This is a genomic window from Bacillus sp. JZ39 (assembly GCF_053903145.1).
In genome coordinates this window covers 2818758-2836561 of record NZ_CP096389.1, presented here as the reverse complement: position 1 = coordinate 2836561, position 17804 = coordinate 2818758, and the positions used below count along the sequence as shown (strand labels likewise).

19 protein-coding genes are annotated in these 17804 nt (G+C 44.9%); 15 read left to right on the top strand and 4 right to left on the bottom strand.

Annotated elements, in window-relative coordinates; genetic code table 11:
• Nucleotides 1-8 precede the first annotated feature (8 nt).
• Nucleotides 9-1709: an NAD-dependent malic enzyme gene (locus M1D65_RS14580; protein WP_014480576.1), complete on the top strand. Its 1701-nt coding sequence runs from the start codon at nt 9-11 to the stop codon at nt 1707-1709.
• A gap of 52 nt (nt 1710-1761) precedes the next feature.
• On the opposite strand, the gene M1D65_RS14575 is transcribed toward M1D65_RS14580, so the two are convergent.
• The gene (locus M1D65_RS14575; protein WP_014477682.1) at nt 1762-2079 is read right to left on the bottom strand and encodes a PepSY domain-containing protein; all 318 of its coding nucleotides are present in this window, start codon (nt 2077-2079) and stop codon (nt 1762-1764) included.
• 158 nt (nt 2080-2237) lie between these two features.
• On the opposite strand from M1D65_RS14575, the gene M1D65_RS14570 reads away from it, so the two are divergent.
• A complete protein-coding gene (locus tag M1D65_RS14570) occupies nt 2238-3311 on the top strand; it encodes a M42 family metallopeptidase (protein ID WP_276353296.1) in 1074 nt (357 codons plus the stop codon).
• Between the two features lie 54 nt (nt 3312-3365).
• On the opposite strand, the gene M1D65_RS14565 is transcribed toward M1D65_RS14570, so the two are convergent.
• Nucleotides 3366-3812: a YtoQ family protein gene (locus M1D65_RS14565; RefSeq protein ID WP_003229263.1), complete on the bottom strand. Its 447-nt coding sequence runs from the start codon at nt 3810-3812 to the stop codon at nt 3366-3368.
• 78 nt (nt 3813-3890) lie between these two features.
• Between M1D65_RS14565 and M1D65_RS14560 the strand changes: the two genes are divergently transcribed.
• The 13 genes from M1D65_RS14560 (at nt 3891) to motS (ending at nt 15989) form a co-directional block, all read left to right on the top strand.
• Nucleotides 3891-4007 (top strand): hypothetical protein, encoded by a 117-nt coding sequence (locus tag M1D65_RS14560; protein ID WP_004399150.1) that lies wholly within the window; start codon nt 3891-3893, stop codon nt 4005-4007.
• 38 nt (nt 4008-4045) lie between these two features.
• The gene (locus M1D65_RS14555) at nt 4046-4369 is read left to right on the top strand and encodes a thioredoxin family protein (RefSeq protein WP_003229265.1); all 324 of its coding nucleotides are present in this window, start codon (nt 4046-4048) and stop codon (nt 4367-4369) included.
• 14 nt (nt 4370-4383) lie between these two features.
• Complete coding sequence (locus M1D65_RS14550) at nt 4384-5193, top strand: DUF1444 domain-containing protein (protein ID WP_009967991.1); 810 nt, start codon at nt 4384-4386, stop codon at nt 5191-5193.
• 15 nt (nt 5194-5208) lie between these two features.
• Nucleotides 5209-5814 (top strand): YtpR family tRNA-binding protein, encoded by a 606-nt coding sequence (ytpR, locus tag M1D65_RS14545; protein ID WP_003229269.1) that lies wholly within the window; start codon nt 5209-5211, stop codon nt 5812-5814.
• Nucleotides 5815-5973: 159 nt separating this feature from the next.
• Nucleotides 5974-8832, top strand: coding sequence for a DNA translocase SftA (sftA, locus tag M1D65_RS14540; protein WP_456270602.1), 2859 nt, complete (start codon nt 5974-5976; stop codon nt 8830-8832).
• 248 nt (nt 8833-9080) lie between these two features.
• A complete protein-coding gene (murC, locus tag M1D65_RS14535) occupies nt 9081-10379 on the top strand; it encodes a UDP-N-acetylmuramate--L-alanine ligase (RefSeq protein WP_003229274.1) in 1299 nt (432 codons plus the stop codon).
• A gap of 161 nt (nt 10380-10540) precedes the next feature.
• The gene (locus M1D65_RS14530; RefSeq protein ID WP_003229276.1) at nt 10541-10963 is read left to right on the top strand and encodes a DUF948 domain-containing protein; all 423 of its coding nucleotides are present in this window, start codon (nt 10541-10543) and stop codon (nt 10961-10963) included.
• A 29-nt stretch (nt 10964-10992) separates the two neighbouring features.
• Nucleotides 10993-11448: a YtxH domain-containing protein gene (locus M1D65_RS14525; protein ID WP_004398549.1), complete on the top strand. Its 456-nt coding sequence runs from the start codon at nt 10993-10995 to the stop codon at nt 11446-11448.
• A gap of 23 nt (nt 11449-11471) precedes the next feature.
• A complete protein-coding gene (gene ytxJ / locus M1D65_RS14520; RefSeq protein ID WP_015251445.1) occupies nt 11472-11798 on the top strand; it encodes a bacillithiol system redox-active protein YtxJ in 327 nt (108 codons plus the stop codon).
• Nucleotides 11799-12033: 235 nt separating this feature from the next.
• Nucleotides 12034-13110 carry a bifunctional 3-deoxy-7-phosphoheptulonate synthase/chorismate mutase gene (locus tag M1D65_RS14515; RefSeq protein ID WP_003223454.1) on the top strand — a complete coding sequence of 359 codons (1077 nt, stop codon included), beginning with the start codon at nt 12034-12036 and terminating at the stop codon, nt 13108-13110.
• 275 nt (nt 13111-13385) lie between these two features.
• A complete protein-coding gene (gene ccpA, locus M1D65_RS14510; protein ID WP_003229285.1) occupies nt 13386-14390 on the top strand; it encodes a catabolite control protein A in 1005 nt (334 codons plus the stop codon).
• A gap of 62 nt (nt 14391-14452) precedes the next feature.
• Nucleotides 14453-15271: a flagellar motor protein MotP gene (gene motP / locus M1D65_RS14505; protein ID WP_014477672.1), complete on the top strand. Its 819-nt coding sequence runs from the start codon at nt 14453-14455 to the stop codon at nt 15269-15271.
• Entirely contained in the window at nt 15261-15989 is a 729-nt protein-coding gene (motS, locus tag M1D65_RS14500; RefSeq protein WP_003229290.1) for a flagellar motor protein MotS, read from the top strand. Before motP ends, motS begins: the two co-directional genes overlap by 11 nt.
• Nucleotides 15990-15999: 10 nt before the next feature.
• Here motS and M1D65_RS14495 read toward each other — a convergent pair whose 3' ends face one another.
• Together M1D65_RS14495 and M1D65_RS14490 are read right to left on the bottom strand one after the other, a co-directional pair.
• Nucleotides 16000-17163 carry an acetoin utilization protein AcuC gene (locus tag M1D65_RS14495; RefSeq protein ID WP_015714526.1) on the bottom strand — a complete coding sequence of 388 codons (1164 nt, stop codon included), beginning with the start codon at nt 17161-17163 and terminating at the stop codon, nt 16000-16002.
• On the bottom strand, nt 17160-17804 hold the full coding sequence (locus tag M1D65_RS14490; protein ID WP_003229294.1) for an acetoin utilization AcuB family protein: 645 nt from the start codon (nt 17802-17804) through the stop codon (nt 17160-17162). The genes M1D65_RS14495 and M1D65_RS14490 overlap by 4 nt, the downstream gene beginning before the upstream one ends.

The following is a 17804-nucleotide window of genomic DNA, read 5'->3' as shown; positions in this document are numbered from 1 at the left end:
GAGGCAGGGTGAAACAATTCAAAGTAACAAACGAAGGAGACATTCAAACAACATTAAGAGGCCTTGAAGTGCTCTCTGTTCCTTTTTTGAACAAAGGTGTTGCTTTTACTGAGGAAGAAAGAAAAGAACTTGGTTTAAAAGGCTTTCTGCCGCCCAAGGTATTAACAATTGATGATCAGGCGAAAAGAGCGTATGAACAATATTCCGCACAGCCTGACGATTTGAGCAAAAATGTCTATTTAACGGCGCTGCACGATCGGAATGAAACGCTGTTTTATCGCCTGTTAAATGACCATTTAGGGGAAATGCTCCCGATTGTCTACACACCGACAGTCGGAACGGCAATCCAGAGATACAGCCATGAATACAGAAAACCACGAGGGCTCTATCTGTCAATCGATGACCCGGACGGTATGAAAGAAGCATTTAAACAGTATAAAGATCAAAGCGATACGATCGATTTAATTGTTGCCACTGATGCGGAAGGAATTTTAGGAATCGGTGACTGGGGCGTCGGAGGAATCGCGATTTCTATTGGCAAGCTGGCGGTTTATACAGCGGCTGCGGGCATTGATCCGAGCAGAGTGCTGGCTGTTGTTTTAGATGCGGGGACAAATCAGGAGAGCCTCTTGAACGACCCGCTTTATGTCGGCAACCAGCATTCCAGAGTGCGCGGCGAACGCTATGACCAATTTATTGACGACTACGTTGCGCTTGCGAGAGAAACATTTCCGAATGCATTGCTGCATTGGGAGGATTTCGGGGCGAAAAACGCGCGAAGCATTTTGAAACGCTATAAAGATAAAGTGTGTACCTTCAATGATGATATCCAAGGAACTGGAGCTGTTTCTTTGGCCGCAGTCTTATCCTGTGCAAAAGCGTCTAAAGTTCCGCTGAGGGATCACAGAGTTGTTATATTCGGAGCGGGAACGGCAGGAATCGGAATTGCCGAACAGCTGCGGGAAGCATTGGTGCGCGAGGGACTGAGTGAAGAAGAATCATACAAGCGCTTCTGGTGCATAGACAGAAACGGGCTGTTAACAGATGATATGGATCAGCTTCTTGATTTCCAAAAGCCGTATGCCCGTTCGGCTGATGAAGTGAAGGATTATCAGCGGAACGGAGACGGCGGAGGCATTGATCTTCTTGAAGTGGTCCGGCAGGCGAAACCGACGATCCTGATCGGCACATCTACAGTTTCCGGCGCTTTCACTGAAGAAATTGTAAAAGAAATGGCGTCACATGTGAAACGGCCGGCGATTTTGCCAATGTCAAATCCGACAACCCTTTCTGAAGCAAAACCGGAGGATTTAATCGAATGGACAGAAGGCCGTGCGCTGATCACGACAGGGAGCCCGTTCCCGCCAGTTGAATATAACGGAGTTACGTATCATATCGGGCAGGCAAACAACGCGCTTGTCTTCCCTGGTCTCGGTCTTGGAACGATTGTTACCAAATCAAAATTAATTACCGACGGCATGTTTGAAGCATGTGCCCGGGCAATCGCAGGTATGGTCAATGTCGGGGTGCCTGGCGCGCCGATGCTTCCAAAAGTTGAAGATTTGCGCACTGTTTCGGCAACCGTTGCTGTTGAAGTTGCAAAAACCGCAATGAAGGAAGGCGTCGCTACGGAAGAGCCTGAAGACATTATACAGGCAGTGCAGGATGCGATGTGGTATCCGGTATACAAACCGATTCGCGCGATATAATAAAAAAGAGCCGCTGCATAGGCAGCGGCTTCTATTTTTTGCTTGTCCGGTGTTAAGAGGCGATTGTATCAATGACATCAACAATTTCTCCCGTTTTCGCATCCACCATGACTTCATACTGTTCTAATTCTCCGAAAGCTGATCGTGTAATGCCGGTTTTGTATACCTGTACCGTTTCTCCGTTAATATTGTAAGGCTCCGGCTGGGTGTAAATCCATGATCCGTCAATCGGGCCCCGCTGCTTAAAAGCAGATTTTACAATTCGAAGCGCTTTTTCTGAAGAAATATAAGGCTTCATCACATATTGTTTCACAACGACAGCCGTACAAATTCCAAGTCCTGCTCCTAAAAGAAGATGACGCAATTTCAAAATAAAGCACCTCCTGGTTGATCGTACTTTTCATTATACAGAAACAGCCAAATCCTGTTAAGCAATACGCGGCTGATCGAGCAGATTGGGTCAGGGTGCTTGGAAAACTTCATTGTTTCTAATAAAATAAAAGGACTACATAGAAATGAGGGGAAAACATGAATCAAGAAACGAAAGCGCTTTTCCAAACACTGACGCAGCTTCCCGGCGCGCCGGGCAATGAGCATCAGGTTCGTGCTTTTATGAAGCAGGAGCTAGCCAAATATGCCGATGACATCGTTCAGGACAGACTGGGAAGTGTTTTCGGAGTCAGACGAGGCGCAGAGGACGCACCGAGAATTATGGTAGCCGGGCACATGGACGAAGTCGGCTTCATGGTGACATCCATTACAGACAACGGGCTGCTCAGGTTCCAGACGCTCGGAGGCTGGTGGAGCCAGGTTTTGCTTGCGCAGCGGGTTGAAATTCAAACAGATAACGGGCCGGTTCCGGGTGTGATTTCAAGCATACCGCCGCATTTATTGACAGATGCGCAGCGAAACCGTCCGATGGATATCAAAAACATGATGATCGACATTGGAGCGGATGATAAGGAAGACGCCATCAAAATCGGCATTAAACCGGGACAGCAGATTGTGCCTGTTTGTCCGTTTACGACGATGGCGAATGAAAAGAAAATTTTATCAAAAGCATGGGATAACAGATATGGATGCGGCTTAAGCATTGAACTTCTGAAGGAATTACACGGTAAAGAGCTTCCGAATACACTCTATGCGGGTGCAACGGTTCAGGAAGAAGTAGGGCTAAGGGGCGCGCAGACGGCTTCTCATATGATTAGACCGGACTTGTTTTTCGCCCTTGACGCCAGCCCGGCAAACGATATGAGCGGAGACAAAAATGAATTCGGCCAGCTTGGAAAAGGCTTTTTGCTGCGCATTCTTGACAGAACGACAGTCATGCATCGCGGAATGAGGGAATTCGTTCTTGATATGGCTGAAACGCATGATATTCCATATCAATATTTTGTATCCGGCGGGGGAACAGACGCAGGCAAGGTTCATATTTCGAACAGCGGTGTGCCGTCAGCGGTTATCGGAATATGTTCCCGCTATATTCATACAAACGCTTCTATCATTCATATTGATGATTATGCTGCTGCTAAAGAAATGCTCATCAAACTTGTAACAGCCTGCGATAAGCAGACGGTGGATGCGATTAAAGAAAATATGTAGGTTTCATAAAAGCTTGTTGAACGAGCAGTAAGCTCGGATCGACAAGCTTTTTTCTTATTCTGTTTCAAATAGATAGGAAAGGGCCTTAATGGCTTGGTTAACGGTTTCAACCGTAATATTCGCTTTATTGGAAAGCTCTTTTAAAGGATGGTGGAGCGATTCCGGCCGGATGATAATCAGGGGTTTTCCTTTTGCGATCGCATATGATGCATCCATTGCTGTGTTCCACTGTTTGTACTTTTCGCCAAACAGGGCGATCACAAAGTCTGCTTTATTCATCAGGACGGCGGTTCTGAAGTTGTTGATGTCAGAGGCTTTGTCATCCTTTAAAACGGCATTTGGCTGTACGCCCATAATTTCTTCACCAATATTGTCTGAGCGGTCATGATTCTCCATTGGGCCAACAAACGTAATCGGGAGCTTCAGTGATTTTGTTTTTTCTTTAATTTCCTCGCGCCAATTGCTGTGGATTTCTCCTGCTAAATAGACGATAAACTCCATATAAAAATCCCTCCTTATGTATGTCCATCTGTAAATTTTACCCTCATGTACACGATGTTAAACGAAACGAGCTTGATAATGCAAATAAAATATGATAATGATAATGGGAAAGCCAATCTTACATATTCATTCGTTGCATATAAGTGGTTTTGCCTCAAGCAGTTTGGTATGATCCAAATGGACGAGTATCGATAAAAAACATGTAAGAACATAAACAACTGGAGGGATATGAAATGAAAAAAATTGAATCAACTCAAGAGCTGGAAAAAGCGGTAAAGGATGATTGGTCTGTATTTATGTTTTCAGCCGATTGGTGCCCGGATTGCCGTTTTGTAGAGCCTTTCCTGCCTGAATTGGAAGCGAATTTCCCTGAATTCACCTACTACTACGTAGACCGTGACAAATTCATTGATACATGTGCAGAGTGGGAAATTTACGGAATCCCAAGCTTTGTGGTGTTTAATGAAGGAAAAGAAGTAAATCGTTTTGTGAGCAAAGACCGCAAAACAAAAGAAGAAATTGAACAGTTTTTAACAGACTCTCTCGCTAAAGCGTAAAGGAGGACATCGGTTTGAAAATGACCTCAAGGAAGCTGTCAGATATACTGAAGCAGCGCCTTCAGCACGAGAATCGCTCCTTTCTGTTTGACAGAGAAAAAGACACCCTCCGTGTTGAGGATCAAACGACTAAAAAAGGGATTACACTCGATTTGCCGCCGATTATTGCAAAATGGGAACTGAAAAAAGACGAAGCCATTGATGAGATCGTGTACTATGTCTCCGAAGCGATGACGGCAATGGAAGGGAAGGCTCAGGAAATGACCGGGAAAGAAACTCGCATTTATCCGGTCATCCGCTCGACTTCCTTCCCAGACAAGTCCAGCGAAGATATCCCGCTCATTTATGACGATCATACCGCAGAGACAAGAATTTATTACGCGCTCGATCTCGGGAAAACCTACCGTTTAATTGACCAGCGCATGCTTGAGAAAGAAAACTGGACAAAAGAGCGGATCAGAGAGACGGCCGCATTTAATCTCCGTTCCCTGCCGACGGTTGTTAAAGAGGATACGGTTGCCGGCAATTACTTTTATTTCTTCAGGGCAAACGACGGATACGACGCAAGCCGGATTTTGAACGAAGCGATCTTAAATGAGTATAAGCAGCATGCAGAAGGGGAGCTGGCGATCTCTGTTCCTCATCAGGACGTTTTGATTCTTGCTGACATCCGGAATGAATCGGGGTATGATATTCTAGGACAAATGTCGATGAGCTTCTTTGCAGGCGGCACCGTCCCGATTACCGCCCTTTCATTTTTGTACAATGAAGGAAAGCTGGAACCGGTGTTTATCCTGGCGAAAAGCCGTCCGAAAAAGGATTAGAAAGGATTTTTACTTATGAACGCTTTTTATAATAAAGAAGGTGTGGGAGACACGCTCCTGATCTCTCTTCAAGATGTGACACGCGAACAATTAGGCTATGAAAAACACGGCGACGTCGTCAAAATTTTCAATAACGAAACAAAAGAAACAACGGGCTTCAACATTTTCAACGCGTCTTCTTACTTGACCATTGATGAAAACGGCCCTGTTGCGCTCTCAGAAACATTCGTGCAAGATGTGAATGAGATTTTAAACAGAAACGGCGTTGAAGAAACATTAGTCGTTGATTTATCTCCGAAGTTTGTTGTGGGGTATGTAGAATCAAAAGAAAAACATCCGAATGCGGATAAATTAAGCGTATGTAAAGTCAACGTAGGAGAAGAAACGCTTCAGATCGTCTGCGGCGCGCCTAACGTTGACCAAGGCCAAAAAGTTGTCGTTGCCAAAGTCGGTGCTGTGATGCCTAGCGGACTTGTCATTAAGGATGCAGAGCTTCGCGGCGTTCCGTCAAGCGGGATGATCTGCTCAGCGAAAGAGCTTGATTTGCCGGATGCCCCTGCTGAAAAAGGAATCCTTGTGTTAGAAGGAGACTATGAGGCGGGAGACGCATTTCAGTTTTAGACTCCCATAAATCCGCCAAAAAAAACGAATCATGTGAAAAGCCGCTAAGCCCTTGTTTAGCGGCTTTGTTTCTGCTGATAGCTTAATCTTTTCTGGGCCGACCAGCAGTGGTATACTAAAAACCGTCCCAGAAAACTATAAGGGAGTTAGAGATAAATTATGAGTTGGCTTCATAAATTTTTTGATTTGTTTTTAGGCGAAAGCGAAGAGGATGCTGAACGGGAGACAAAACCCGCTCAAATTCCGCAGCAACAAGAAGTACATCATCCTGAAGGACAATTAAAAAGATTGGAAGATCCTAAAATATATTATGAATATCCAAAAGGCAAATTCCGTTTTCCAGTCGTGCCTGACGGATACAAAAATCATGACCTGAGAAGGCGCCGCACACCATCGGACGAACCGAAATCCGCGCCTCGTCCAAGTGCTGCACCTTACAGAGAGCGTCCCAGAAATGAAGAAGAGCAGCATACATATCAAGCAGCAGAGCCGGCGAAGAAACCGTTTAAACCGACAAATATCCCTTCGCCTGTCTATGGATTCAATCAAAAACCATCTGTTAAAAAGGATGTGCCGAAAAAGCCTTCTGAAACATTGAACGAACCGGATAAATCGGTAAAAGAGAAGGTAACACTGCTGTCAGAAGAGATCGAACGTGAACGCGGCTATCCTGCTTCAGACACACAGGCGCATTCCAAAAAAGAAAGTCCTTTCTTCCCGGATACCCAATTTAAAAAACAGCCTTCTGGCGTTTTAAACAGAAAGGAAACGGAGCATGATGAGGCGCTGGCGAAACGGCCAGCCGAGCCGTCAGGTAACAAAGTGCCATTTGAGTCAGGCGTTCAACAGCCGGAAAAAGAGGAGCCTTCCTTCCCAGCTGAACATGCCGAAAAGCAAACACCGCCTGAGATGCTCACAGATACGGCGGCTGAAGGGCTTTCAGACAGTGAAGTAGGCCGCGAAGAGCCTGCAACGGCTAAGGAAGAACAAAGGGAGCAGCAGCCAGAGAAAATTGAAGAGCCTGTTTTCTCCGCTGAACATGATGAAGAGCAAACAGCTCCTGAATCTCAGACTGAGTCAGTATCTGAGGATGAAAAAGCAAAAGAGCCGTCAGACAGCCCAGTATACAATCACCATGAAAACGCGGCAGAAGGTGCTGAGTCCCCGTTCGTTCAAGAAGAACAAATGGACATTCGTCAGGAAGAGCCTTTATTTACTGATCATGAGTATTCATCAGAGGCTCTGGCTCAAGCAGAAACTGTGGCAAAAGAATCAGTAGAGCCATCAGAAAGCATAATAAATAATCATTATGACACCCTGGGAGAGGCTCAGGAAACGAAGATAGATGTTCAGCCAGACAGCCATACAGAGCTTGAGAAAACTGAATGCTTGGAGCAGGGTTCCAAATCGTTTACTGCAACTCTTGAAAACCGGCAGGAAATTCGCGCAGACAAACCTCGCGAAGCTTCAGAAGAGCCGAAAAAAAGGCCTGGTGTACAGGAGAAAAGGACTGAACAAAGCGCATCTTCTCAAAAAGGGCCATCCGTTCCTTTTAATGTGATGATGCTGAAAAGAGATACGCATAAACAGCAAAAAGCAGAGGAGCGCCGCGGCAGCTATGTATTTCCGAATGTTGCACTGCTTGATGTCCCGCCAGCGCAGGTTCAAGATGATGCTGCGTGGATCGAAGAACAGCGTCAGCTTCTTGATTTGACCTTGAAAAACTTCAATGTCCGCGCCAATGTGGTCCATGTAACCCAGGGTCCGTCTGTCACGAGATTTGAAGTGCATCCTGAACCGGGTGTAAAGGTGAATAAAATCACCAACTTGTCCGATGATATTAAACTCAGTCTCTCAGCGAGAGATATTCGGATTGAAGCGCCGATTCCGGGGAAAAACACGATCGGAATTGAAGTGCCGAACCGCACGAGCAAGGTGGTTGATTTGCGCCAAATGATTCGCAGCTCAGCTTTCAGGACAAGCAAGTCACCGCTCACAGCTGCGCTGGGATTAGATATTTCAGGAAATCCTGTTGTTATCGACTTGAAGAAAATGCCGCATGGCTTGATTGCCGGCGCTACAGGCTCCGGAAAAAGCGTATGCATCAATACAATATTAGTCAGCCTGCTTTATAAAGCTGACCCGAGTGAGGTAAAGGTGCTGCTGATTGATCCGAAAATGGTAGAGCTGGCCCCTTACAATAAAATTCCTCACCTCGTCAGCCCGGTCATTACTGACGCTAAAGCGGCTACAGCTGCTTTGAAATGGGTCGTTGAGGAAATGGAGCGCCGCTATGAGCTTTTTGCCCATTCAGGTGTCCGCGACATTGACCGCTTTAATCAATTAACCGCTGAACACCAAATGGGTGAAAAGCTGCCATATTTAGTTGTCATTATTGATGAGCTTGCAGATTTGATGATGGTGGCTCCAAACGATGTGGAAGAAAGCATTGCGCGGATCGCCCAAAAAGCCAGAGCGTGCGGTATCCATCTTCTCGTCGCAACTCAGCGTCCGTCAGTCGATGTCATAACAGGTCTGATTAAGGCGAATATCCCGACGAGAATCGCCTTTTCTGTCTCAAGCCAGGTTGATTCCCGAACAATTATTGACATAGCCGGTGCAGAAAAGCTTCTCGGAAAAGGGGATATGCTCTTTTTGGAAAACGGATCGGGAAAACCGGTCCGTCTGCAAGGTAACTTTGTGTCAGACCGGGAAATCGACCGCGTCGTTTCCCACGTCAGAAGCCAAATGCCGCCGACCTATTTATTTGAACAAGAAGAGCTCGTAAGACAAGGATCAGCCCTGAAAGAAGAGGACGAACTGTTTTACGAAGCGTGTGAGTTTGTTGTAGAGCAAAACAGTGCGAGCACTTCAAGCCTGCAAAGAAGATTCAGAATCGGTTACAATCGTGCGGCAAGGCTGATCGACATGATGGAAGCGGAAGGCATGATCTCTGAGGCAAAAGGAAGCAAGCCTCGAGAGGTGCTGATCACAGCAAGTGATTTAATAAACGAATAATATGGGTTCATTTTCACACCAAACATGGTATGATAGTGTTTAGAGCATTTAACAGCTATCCGCTTTACAGCAGCTGTGCATAGACAAATCTTGATATCTGGGTTTAATCGGAAAGAAATAACCTGATACTAAACATAACAAAACATATAAAATACGCCGCTAAGGGAGGCTTTTCAGCCGCCGCGGTCGCAAATTGAAATGAGCGTCATATACTGGGGAACAGATAGACGTTTGTTGGAGGTACAATTATGACTGTTTATCATTTTGTTGGAATAAAAGGGACCGGTATGAGTCCGCTTGCCCAAATACTTCATGATAATGGATATACTGTCCAAGGATCGGATATCGAAAAATTTATTTTTACGCAAACAGCGCTTGAAAAAAGAAATATTACGATTCTTCCTTTTAGCGCGGAAAATATTAAACCCGGCATGACAGTCATCGCCGGAAACGCATTCCCAGACACGCATCCTGAGATAGAAAAAGCGATGTCTGAGGGAATTCCGGTGATACGTTATCATAAGTTTTTAGGCGACTACATGAAAAAATTCACGAGTGTTGCCGTTACGGGCGCACACGGCAAAACGTCGACTACGGGTCTGCTGGCTCACGTGATCCAAAACGCAAAACCGACGTCTTTCTTAATCGGAGACGGAACAGGCCAGGGAAATGAAAACAGCGAATACTTTGTGTTTGAAGCGTGCGAATACCGCCGCCATTTCTTAAGCTATCAGCCAGATTATGCGATTATGACGAATATTGATTTTGATCACCCTGATTACTTTTCAAGCATTGACGATGTATTTGACGCTTTCCAAGAGATGGCTCTTCAAGTCAACAAAGGCATTATTGCCTGCGGAGACGATGAGCATCTGCCGAAAATCCATGCAAACGTCCCGGTTGTGTATTACGGCACGGGGGAAGAAAATGATTTTCAAGCCAGAAACATCGTAAAAAGCACGGAAGGGACAACTTTTGATGTCTTTGTCCGCAATACGTTCTATGATACGTTTTATATTCCTGCGTACGGCCACCACAATGTATTAAACTCATTGGCGGTCATTGCGTTATGCCATTATGAAGAAATTGATTCCAGCATCATTAAGCATGCTCTCAAATCCTTTGGGGGCGTCAAACGCAGATTCAATGAGAAGCAGCTTGGGGATCAAGTGCTGATTGATGACTATGCCCATCATCCGACAGAAATAAAAGTGACAATCGAGGCGGCTAGACAGAAGTATCCTGATCGGGAAATTGTCGCAGTATTCCAGCCTCATACATTTACACGGACGCAGCAGTTCCTTGACGAATTTGCAGAAAGCCTGAGCGGCGCTGACTGTGTGTATTTATGCGATATTTTCGGCTCAGCCCGTGAGAATGCCGGAAAGCTGACGATCGGCGATCTCCAGGGAAAAATTCATAATGCCAAGCTGATTGAAGAAGATGACACATCTGTTTTAAAAGCTCATGATAAAGCCGTTCTCATCTTCATGGGAGCAGGAGATATCCAAAAATATATGAGAGCCTACGAAAACGTCATGGCATAATAAAAAGCAGTGATCTCACTGCTTTTTATTTATCTGATGGGAAAGCTTATTAAAGGATTTTCTTACATAACGGAGAATAGTATGTATACAGCCCAGTACACATGTTTATGATTGAAGAAAACGGGTAAACAGCAGTATATCCTGCAGCAAGGAGGTTTGAGATGATTATTATTCTTTATTTGAGCGTTGCACTCATCGCAGTTGCATTTCTCGTATTAGTGATCTACTTGTCTAAAACATTGAAGTCATTGCAGCTGACACTAAAAAACGTCGCATCCACTCTTGAAGGGCTGGAGGGACAAATGAAGGGCATCACAACTGAAACAGCCGAGCTTTTACATAAGACCAACCGCCTGGCTGAAGATATTCAGGAAAAATCAGAAAAGCTGAACACGGTCGTTCATGCTGTTCAAGGAGTGGGAGCTTCTGTACAGCAGTTCAATACATCCATGAAACAAGCGGCAGGGTCTGTATCGGCATCAGTTAGAGAAAATCAAGATAAGATCAATCAAGTTGTCACATGGAGTCAAGCAGCAATGGAAATTTGGGAGAAATGGAAGCAAAAGAAAAAATCAGCCCTGTAAGAGAAAAAATACTAAGAGGAGGAATAATGATGAGCAAAGATGGAATTAATAGTAAAGATTTTTTAATCGGAACTTTAATCGGGGGAATCATCGGTGCCACTACAGCTCTTTTTCTAGCGCCTAAATCAGGTAAAGAACTTCGCGACGATCTCGGCAGCCAGGCTGTTGCTTTACGGGACAAAACTGATAAAATGACGGCAGATGCGAAGGAAAAAGGCACGCAATATGTCAGCATCGCAAAAGACAAAACTTCCAACATCACACAGCTTGTAGCGGATCAGTCTGGACAGATCATGAACAAGGTAAAGGATTTAAGAGACCGTTCCAAATCTGACAAAACGGATTCATCGACTGCAATGCAAGATATGAGGGAAGAAGCGATGCAGGCGGCTGATGAAACAAAAGATCAAGTTCTCCAGACGAAAGAAGATGTAAAAGACGAACTGAAAGATGCACAAAAACAGGCTGAGCAGTTGAATCGCTGAGCAGGGAAGGAAGAGCTTGAGTCATGGCTAAACAGCTTATTCAATCTGAGGAAGAATTTAAACGGATTGCAGAACAGGAAGGCGTTTTCGTCTTCTTTAAACACAGCACCACATGCCCGATCAGCCAGGCAGCATTTCATGAGTTTGATGCCTTTGCAAATCAGCATGAGGATGTGCCGGCTTACTATCTTCAAGTACAAGAAGCCCGGCCGCTGTCAAATTTCATTGCAGAAACATATGGGGTCAAGCATGAAAGCCCTCAGATATTCATCATCCAGAACGGTGAAGTGAAATGGCATACCTCACATTCACAAATTACAGAAGCCGCTATTGAGCAGCATTTGTCATAGAAAAAAGCGTCCAGATATCATCTGGCGCTTTTTTTTGTAAAAAACCCTTGAACATTGCCCTCACATCATGTAGGATAGCTTCATAGATTACTTTATCACTTAAAAGCGTTTGGGTAATAAAGTAGAGTTTTTATAAAATTTTTTGTATTTCAGTATTTCCATTTGGAATTACTTATAGTAAGATGCATGATAACTACAAAATAAAAAATGAATGTGCAGGGAAAGGATGAAAAAAATGAGCAACACAGAGTTAGAGCTTTTAAGGCAGAAAGCAGACGAATTAAACCTACAAATTTTAAAACTAATCAACGAACGCGGAAATGTTGTAAAAGAGATCGGTAAAGCGAAGGAAGCACAGGGTGTCAACCGATTTGACCCTGTCAGAGAACGCACAATGTTAAACAATATCATTGAAAACAATGACGGGCCGTTCGAAAATTCAACCATCCAGCACATTTTTAAAGAGATATTCAAAGCCGGTTTAGAGCTTCAGGAAGAAGATCACAGCAAAGCGCTGCTTGTCTCCCGCAAGAAAAAACCTGAAGATACAATTGTTGATATCAAAGGCGAAAAAATCGGAGACGGCCAGCAAAGATTCATTGTCGGCCCATGTGCGGTAGAGAGCTATGAGCAGGTAGCTGAAGTCGCTGCAGCTGCGAAAAAACAAGGGATTAAAATTTTGCGCGGTGGAGCCTTTAAGCCTCGTACGAGCCCATACGATTTCCAAGGGCTTGGTGTTGAAGGCCTTCAAATTTTAAAACGTGTAGCGGATGAATTTGATCTGGCGGTTATCAGTGAAATCGTAACTCCGGCTCATATCGAAGAAGCGCTGGACTACATTGATGTCATTCAAATCGGAGCGCGCAACATGCAAAACTTCGAATTGCTGAAAGCGGCCGGCGCCGTGAAAAAGCCAGTGCTTCTGAAGCGCGGTCTTGCTGCAACGATCTCTGAATTCATCAATGCTGCTGAATACATCATGTCACAAGGGAATGACCAAATTATCCTTTGTGAGCGCGGTATCAGAACATACGAAACAGCAACGAGAAACACGCTGGATATTTCAGCTGTGCCGATTTTGAAACAAGAAACGCATTTGCCAGTCTTTGTTGATGTTACGCATTCAACAGGCCGCCGTGACCTCTTGCTTCCGACAGCTAAAGCCGCTTTAGCGATCGGTGCTGATGGCGTAATGGCTGAGGTTCACCCTGATCCGTCAGTCGCACTTTCTGACTCTGCTCAGCAAATGGCGATTCCTGAATTCGAAAAATGGCTGAATGAACTGAAGCCAATGGTGAAAGTCAACGCTTAATTGAACAATCCAAAAGGCCGCGCCTGCGGCCTTTTTTTATGCTTTCTCGTTTATTTAGTTATAAAAACCAAGTATACGTTTTCATCATCTATAAAAACGTGTATAATTTCATGAGAAGTAATTAAATTTGATGAATAATGAAAAATAATGTACACTACTGACTTACGCTTACAAATCATAAACGACATAAATTCGGACATTATGACATTTCTCTACATAAAGTGTTTATGCTATAGATAAGGATAAGTGTATCCAGTAAAAGGAGTGGTTTTAGGATGAGCAATATTACGATCTACGATGTAGCGAGAGAAGCTAATGTAAGCATGGCAACCGTTTCCCGTGTCGTGAACGGCAACCCGAATGTAAAACCGACAACGAGGAAAAAAGTCTTGGAAGCCATTGAACGTCTCGGTTACCGTCCAAACGCGGTGGCAAGAGGGCTGGCAAGTAAAAAAACAACAACTGTAGGTGTCATCATTCCCGATATCTCAAGCATTTTCTATTCAGAGCTTGCACGCGGAATTGAAGATATCGCGACAATGTATAAATACAATATTATTTTGAGCAACTCTGACCAAAACATGGAGAAAGAGCTGCACTTGTTAAACACAATGCTCGGCAAACAAGTGGACGGCATCGTGTTTATGGGCGGAAACATTACGGACGAGCATGTGGCGGAATTTAAGCGTTCTCCAGTGCCGATTGTACTTGCCGCTTCTGTAGAAGAGCAGGAGGAAACACCGTCAGTCGCTATCGATTACGAACAGGCGATTTATGATGCTGTGAAGCTTTTGGTTGATAAAGGACATACAGACATCGCATTCGTTTCCGGACCAATGGCAGAACCGATCAACCGTTCAAAAAAACTCCAAGGCTACAAACGTGCGCTTGAAGAAGCGAACCTTCCGTTTAATGAACAATTTGTAGCTGAAGGGGATTACACATATGATTCCGGACTCGAAGCACTGCAGCATCTGATGAGCCTGGATAAAAAACCGACAGCCATTCTTTCTGCAACTGATGAAATGGCACTCGGCATTATCCATGCCGCTCAGGATCAGGGCTTATCCATTCCGGAGGATCTCGACATTATCGGTTTTGATAATACAAGATTAAGCCTCATGGTTCGTCCGCAGCTTTCAACAGTTGTTCAGCCGACATATGATATCGGCGCCGTTGCGATGAGACTGCTGACGAAGCTCATGAATAAAGAGCCGGTTGAAGAGCATATCGTCGAACTGCCGCACCGTATAGAGCTTAGAAAGTCAACCAAGTCATAAGAAAAACAAAGAGCAAGCTTCACCTTTATGGTGAATTCTTGCTTTTTTCATGGGGAGAAATGATGAAACGTTTTGATTATCTTACACCTGTTGGATTTGTGTTAGGAACGATTATTATTGTTATCGGGATTATTTCGGGATCTGGAGTAAGCGGTTTCCGCTCTTTTCTTGATCTGACCTCTTTCTTCATCGTAACAGGGGGACTTTGCGCCGCTGTTTTTATCAGTTTTCCGCCAAGAGAGCTGAAAAAAGCGCCCTCTGTGTTAAAGCAGGCATTCATCCGCCAGGAAGACAATGTGAAAGATCTTGTGAAAACCTTTGTTTCCCTTTCCGATCACGCGCGAAAACACGGGCTTTTATCATTGGATGATCAGGCTCGGGAAATCAAAGATCCATTCTTGAAAAAAGGGCTGCTTTTAGCGATTGACGGCTGGGATGAAGAAACGATTCGGCTCGTCATGGATTCAGAAATCGCAGCAATGGAGGAACGGCACCGAAAAGGGCGGCGAGTTTTTGAAAAAGCGGGAGAATTCGCTCCGGCGTGGGGAATGATCGGAACACTCGTCGGGCTTGTGCTGATGCTTAAAAACTTAAATGACCCGCATATGCTCGGACCAAACATGGCCATTGCGCTTCTGACGACTTTATATGGTTCATTACTGGCAAATATGGTCTTCAACCCGATCGCGGCTAAGCTTGAAGAGAAAACAGAAAGTGAAATTTTTATCAAGCAGGTAATGGTGGAAGGGATTATCGGTGTTCAATCCGGAAAAAACCCGCGCAACCTTGAAAGCCAGCTGGTCGTTTTCAGCTCACGGGAAGAATGGCAGAAGCAGCCAAAACAAGTAAAAACAAAAAAGGGATCTGTACATGAAGCTTAGAAGAGAACGTTTTGAAAGAAGGAATGGAAGCGGAAAAAACAGTCAATCTTCATCCAGCTGGATGGTAACCTTTACAGATTTGATCACCTTGATCCTTGTGTTCTTTATTTTACTCTTTTCGATGTCCCAAATCGATCTGCAAAAATTTAAAGCGGCAGTGGACTCGATCCAGAAGGAAGGCAACGGGCTTCAGCCGGACCAAACATCCATAGAAAAAAAGAATACATCCCCATCTGATACGAAGAAGCAAGAGGATCAGCAGGATCAGCTTCTCAAGAAAGTAAATACATATATAAAAGACAATCATTTAAAGGCCCAAATGACAGCCAAACGGGATGAACGCGGTGTCGTGCTCGTTCTTCAGGAGGCTGTGCTGTTTGATACAGGTGAGGCAAAGGTGCTGAAAAATGCCGAAACACTTCTTCACCAAATTGCCGTTCTTCTTCAAACAATTCCAAATGACATTCAGGTGGAGGGGCATACAGACAGCCGAAACATTTCGACATACCGATACCCGTCGAACTGGGAGCTATCAGCAGCACGGGCAAGTGGAGTGATTCAATACTTCACGTCTAAAGAGAAGCTTCCCTCCAAGCGCTTTATTGCTGTCGGTTATGCGGATACAAAGCCGGTGAAGGATAACAAGACAAATGAACACATGAAGGAAAATCGGCGTGTGGAAATAGTGATAAAAAAATCAAAAACGACCTCTTCGTAAAGGTCGTTTTTTACTTTGTTCTTTGCTGTTCAGAACGTATCGCATATAATGCTTTGCTGACAGTTTGGGCATTTTTTTCTGTGATTTCAGGCTTGCGGGGAATCGGAGGATATAAATCAGCCGGATCGCTCCAGCTCGACGGAAGGGCCACGGGGCATTGTTTTTGCCATTTAGCAATCCATTCCGGCGGGATCTCGTGTCCCGGGTCAATTCCCTTCATTTCAAGCCATATTCTGGCCCAGGCGCGGGGCACGACACGCCAAATATCATATCCGCCGCCTCCGACTGCAATCCATTTCCCTCCGCAATATTGATGAGCCAAAGTGTGTGCAAGACGGGGGATTTCTTCGTATATATTGATTGTTGCTGATAAATGCGTCAGCGGGTCGTAGTAATGGGCATCGGCGCCGTTTTGGCTGATAATGACATCGGGCTTGAAATAAGCGGCGACTTCTGAAGCTGCTGTCCGGTAAGCCTCAAGAAAAGAATCATCCTCTGTAAAAGCGTCAAGCGGGATATTAAAGGAATAGCCATATCCTTTTCCGCTGCCTTTTTCTTGGATCTGACCGGTTCCAGGGAATAAATACCTTCCTGTTTCATGAATGGACAGCGTGCATACGTCAGGATTATCGTAAAAGGTAAATTGCACACCGTCCCCGTGGTGGGCGTCGGTATCAATATAAAGTACCCTGGATCTGTATTTTTTCTGGATATATTGAATCGCCACAGCGCTGTCATTATATATGCAAAACCCTGAAGCTCTCCCACGAAAGCCGTGATGAAGCCCTCCGCCAAGGTTTGCCGCATGCAGGGCTTGTCCTGACATGACCCAGTCTGCGGCCGTTAAAGTGCCGCCGACCAAGAGTGATGCCGCTTCGTGCATGCCGGCAAAGACGGGTGTGTCTTCAGTGCCGAGCCCGTAGCTTTCTCCTTCTTCAGCGGGAAGCTTTCCGGCGCCCGCAAGCTTTACGGCCTGAATGTAATCGTCCGTGTGGACAAGGGAAAGCTCCTCTTCTGAAGCGAGTCTGGGGGTGACAATGTCTCCATCATCAAAGGCATTGATCGTCTTAAGCAAATCATATGTTAACAGAACCCGCTGCTGATTAAAGGGATGCTCCTGATGAAACATATAGGTTTGGTAGGATGGAGAATAGATAAATACACTGTCTCTCATAGCAGGTCCCTTTGCTCTGACGGCCATACGACGTGGTGTCCATTTCTTTGTAATGCCTGCAAAAACGGCAGCGGATTCATCGTTTTTACACGGAAGACAAGCACTTTTACACCGGGATCGTCATGCGGATAAACAAGCACGCTTAATATTTTCACTTGAAGGTCTTGGCAAAGACTGCTGATCTCAGCGAGGCTTTTGGTGATGTCGTTTACTTTTATCTCAATTTGCGATCCCGGCTGGTCAGCGCCTGTCAATTTGACAAACGTCCGCAGCAAATCGGTTTTTGTTAAAATGCCTATTAATTTTTGATGGTGTACCACTGGAAGGCAGCCGATGCCATGCTCGTAGAACACGGCTGATATTTCTTCGACAAAATCTAACGGATGGGCGCAGACAACATCCTTTTTCATAATTGAATCTACGCTTCGTGTGAGAAATAGGCTTCGTTTGTTTTCTTCAAAAATACTCGGGCTGGCCTGTTTCATGTCTCTGTCTGTAATCATGCCGATCACGTGTCGTTCTTCATCTACAACAGGCAGATGCCTGATATGGAATTCCTTCAGTTTGCATATTGCTGTTTCAAGCGTATCCGTCTTCGTTAATGTAATGACATCTCTTTTCATGATTTGCTCAACAATCAT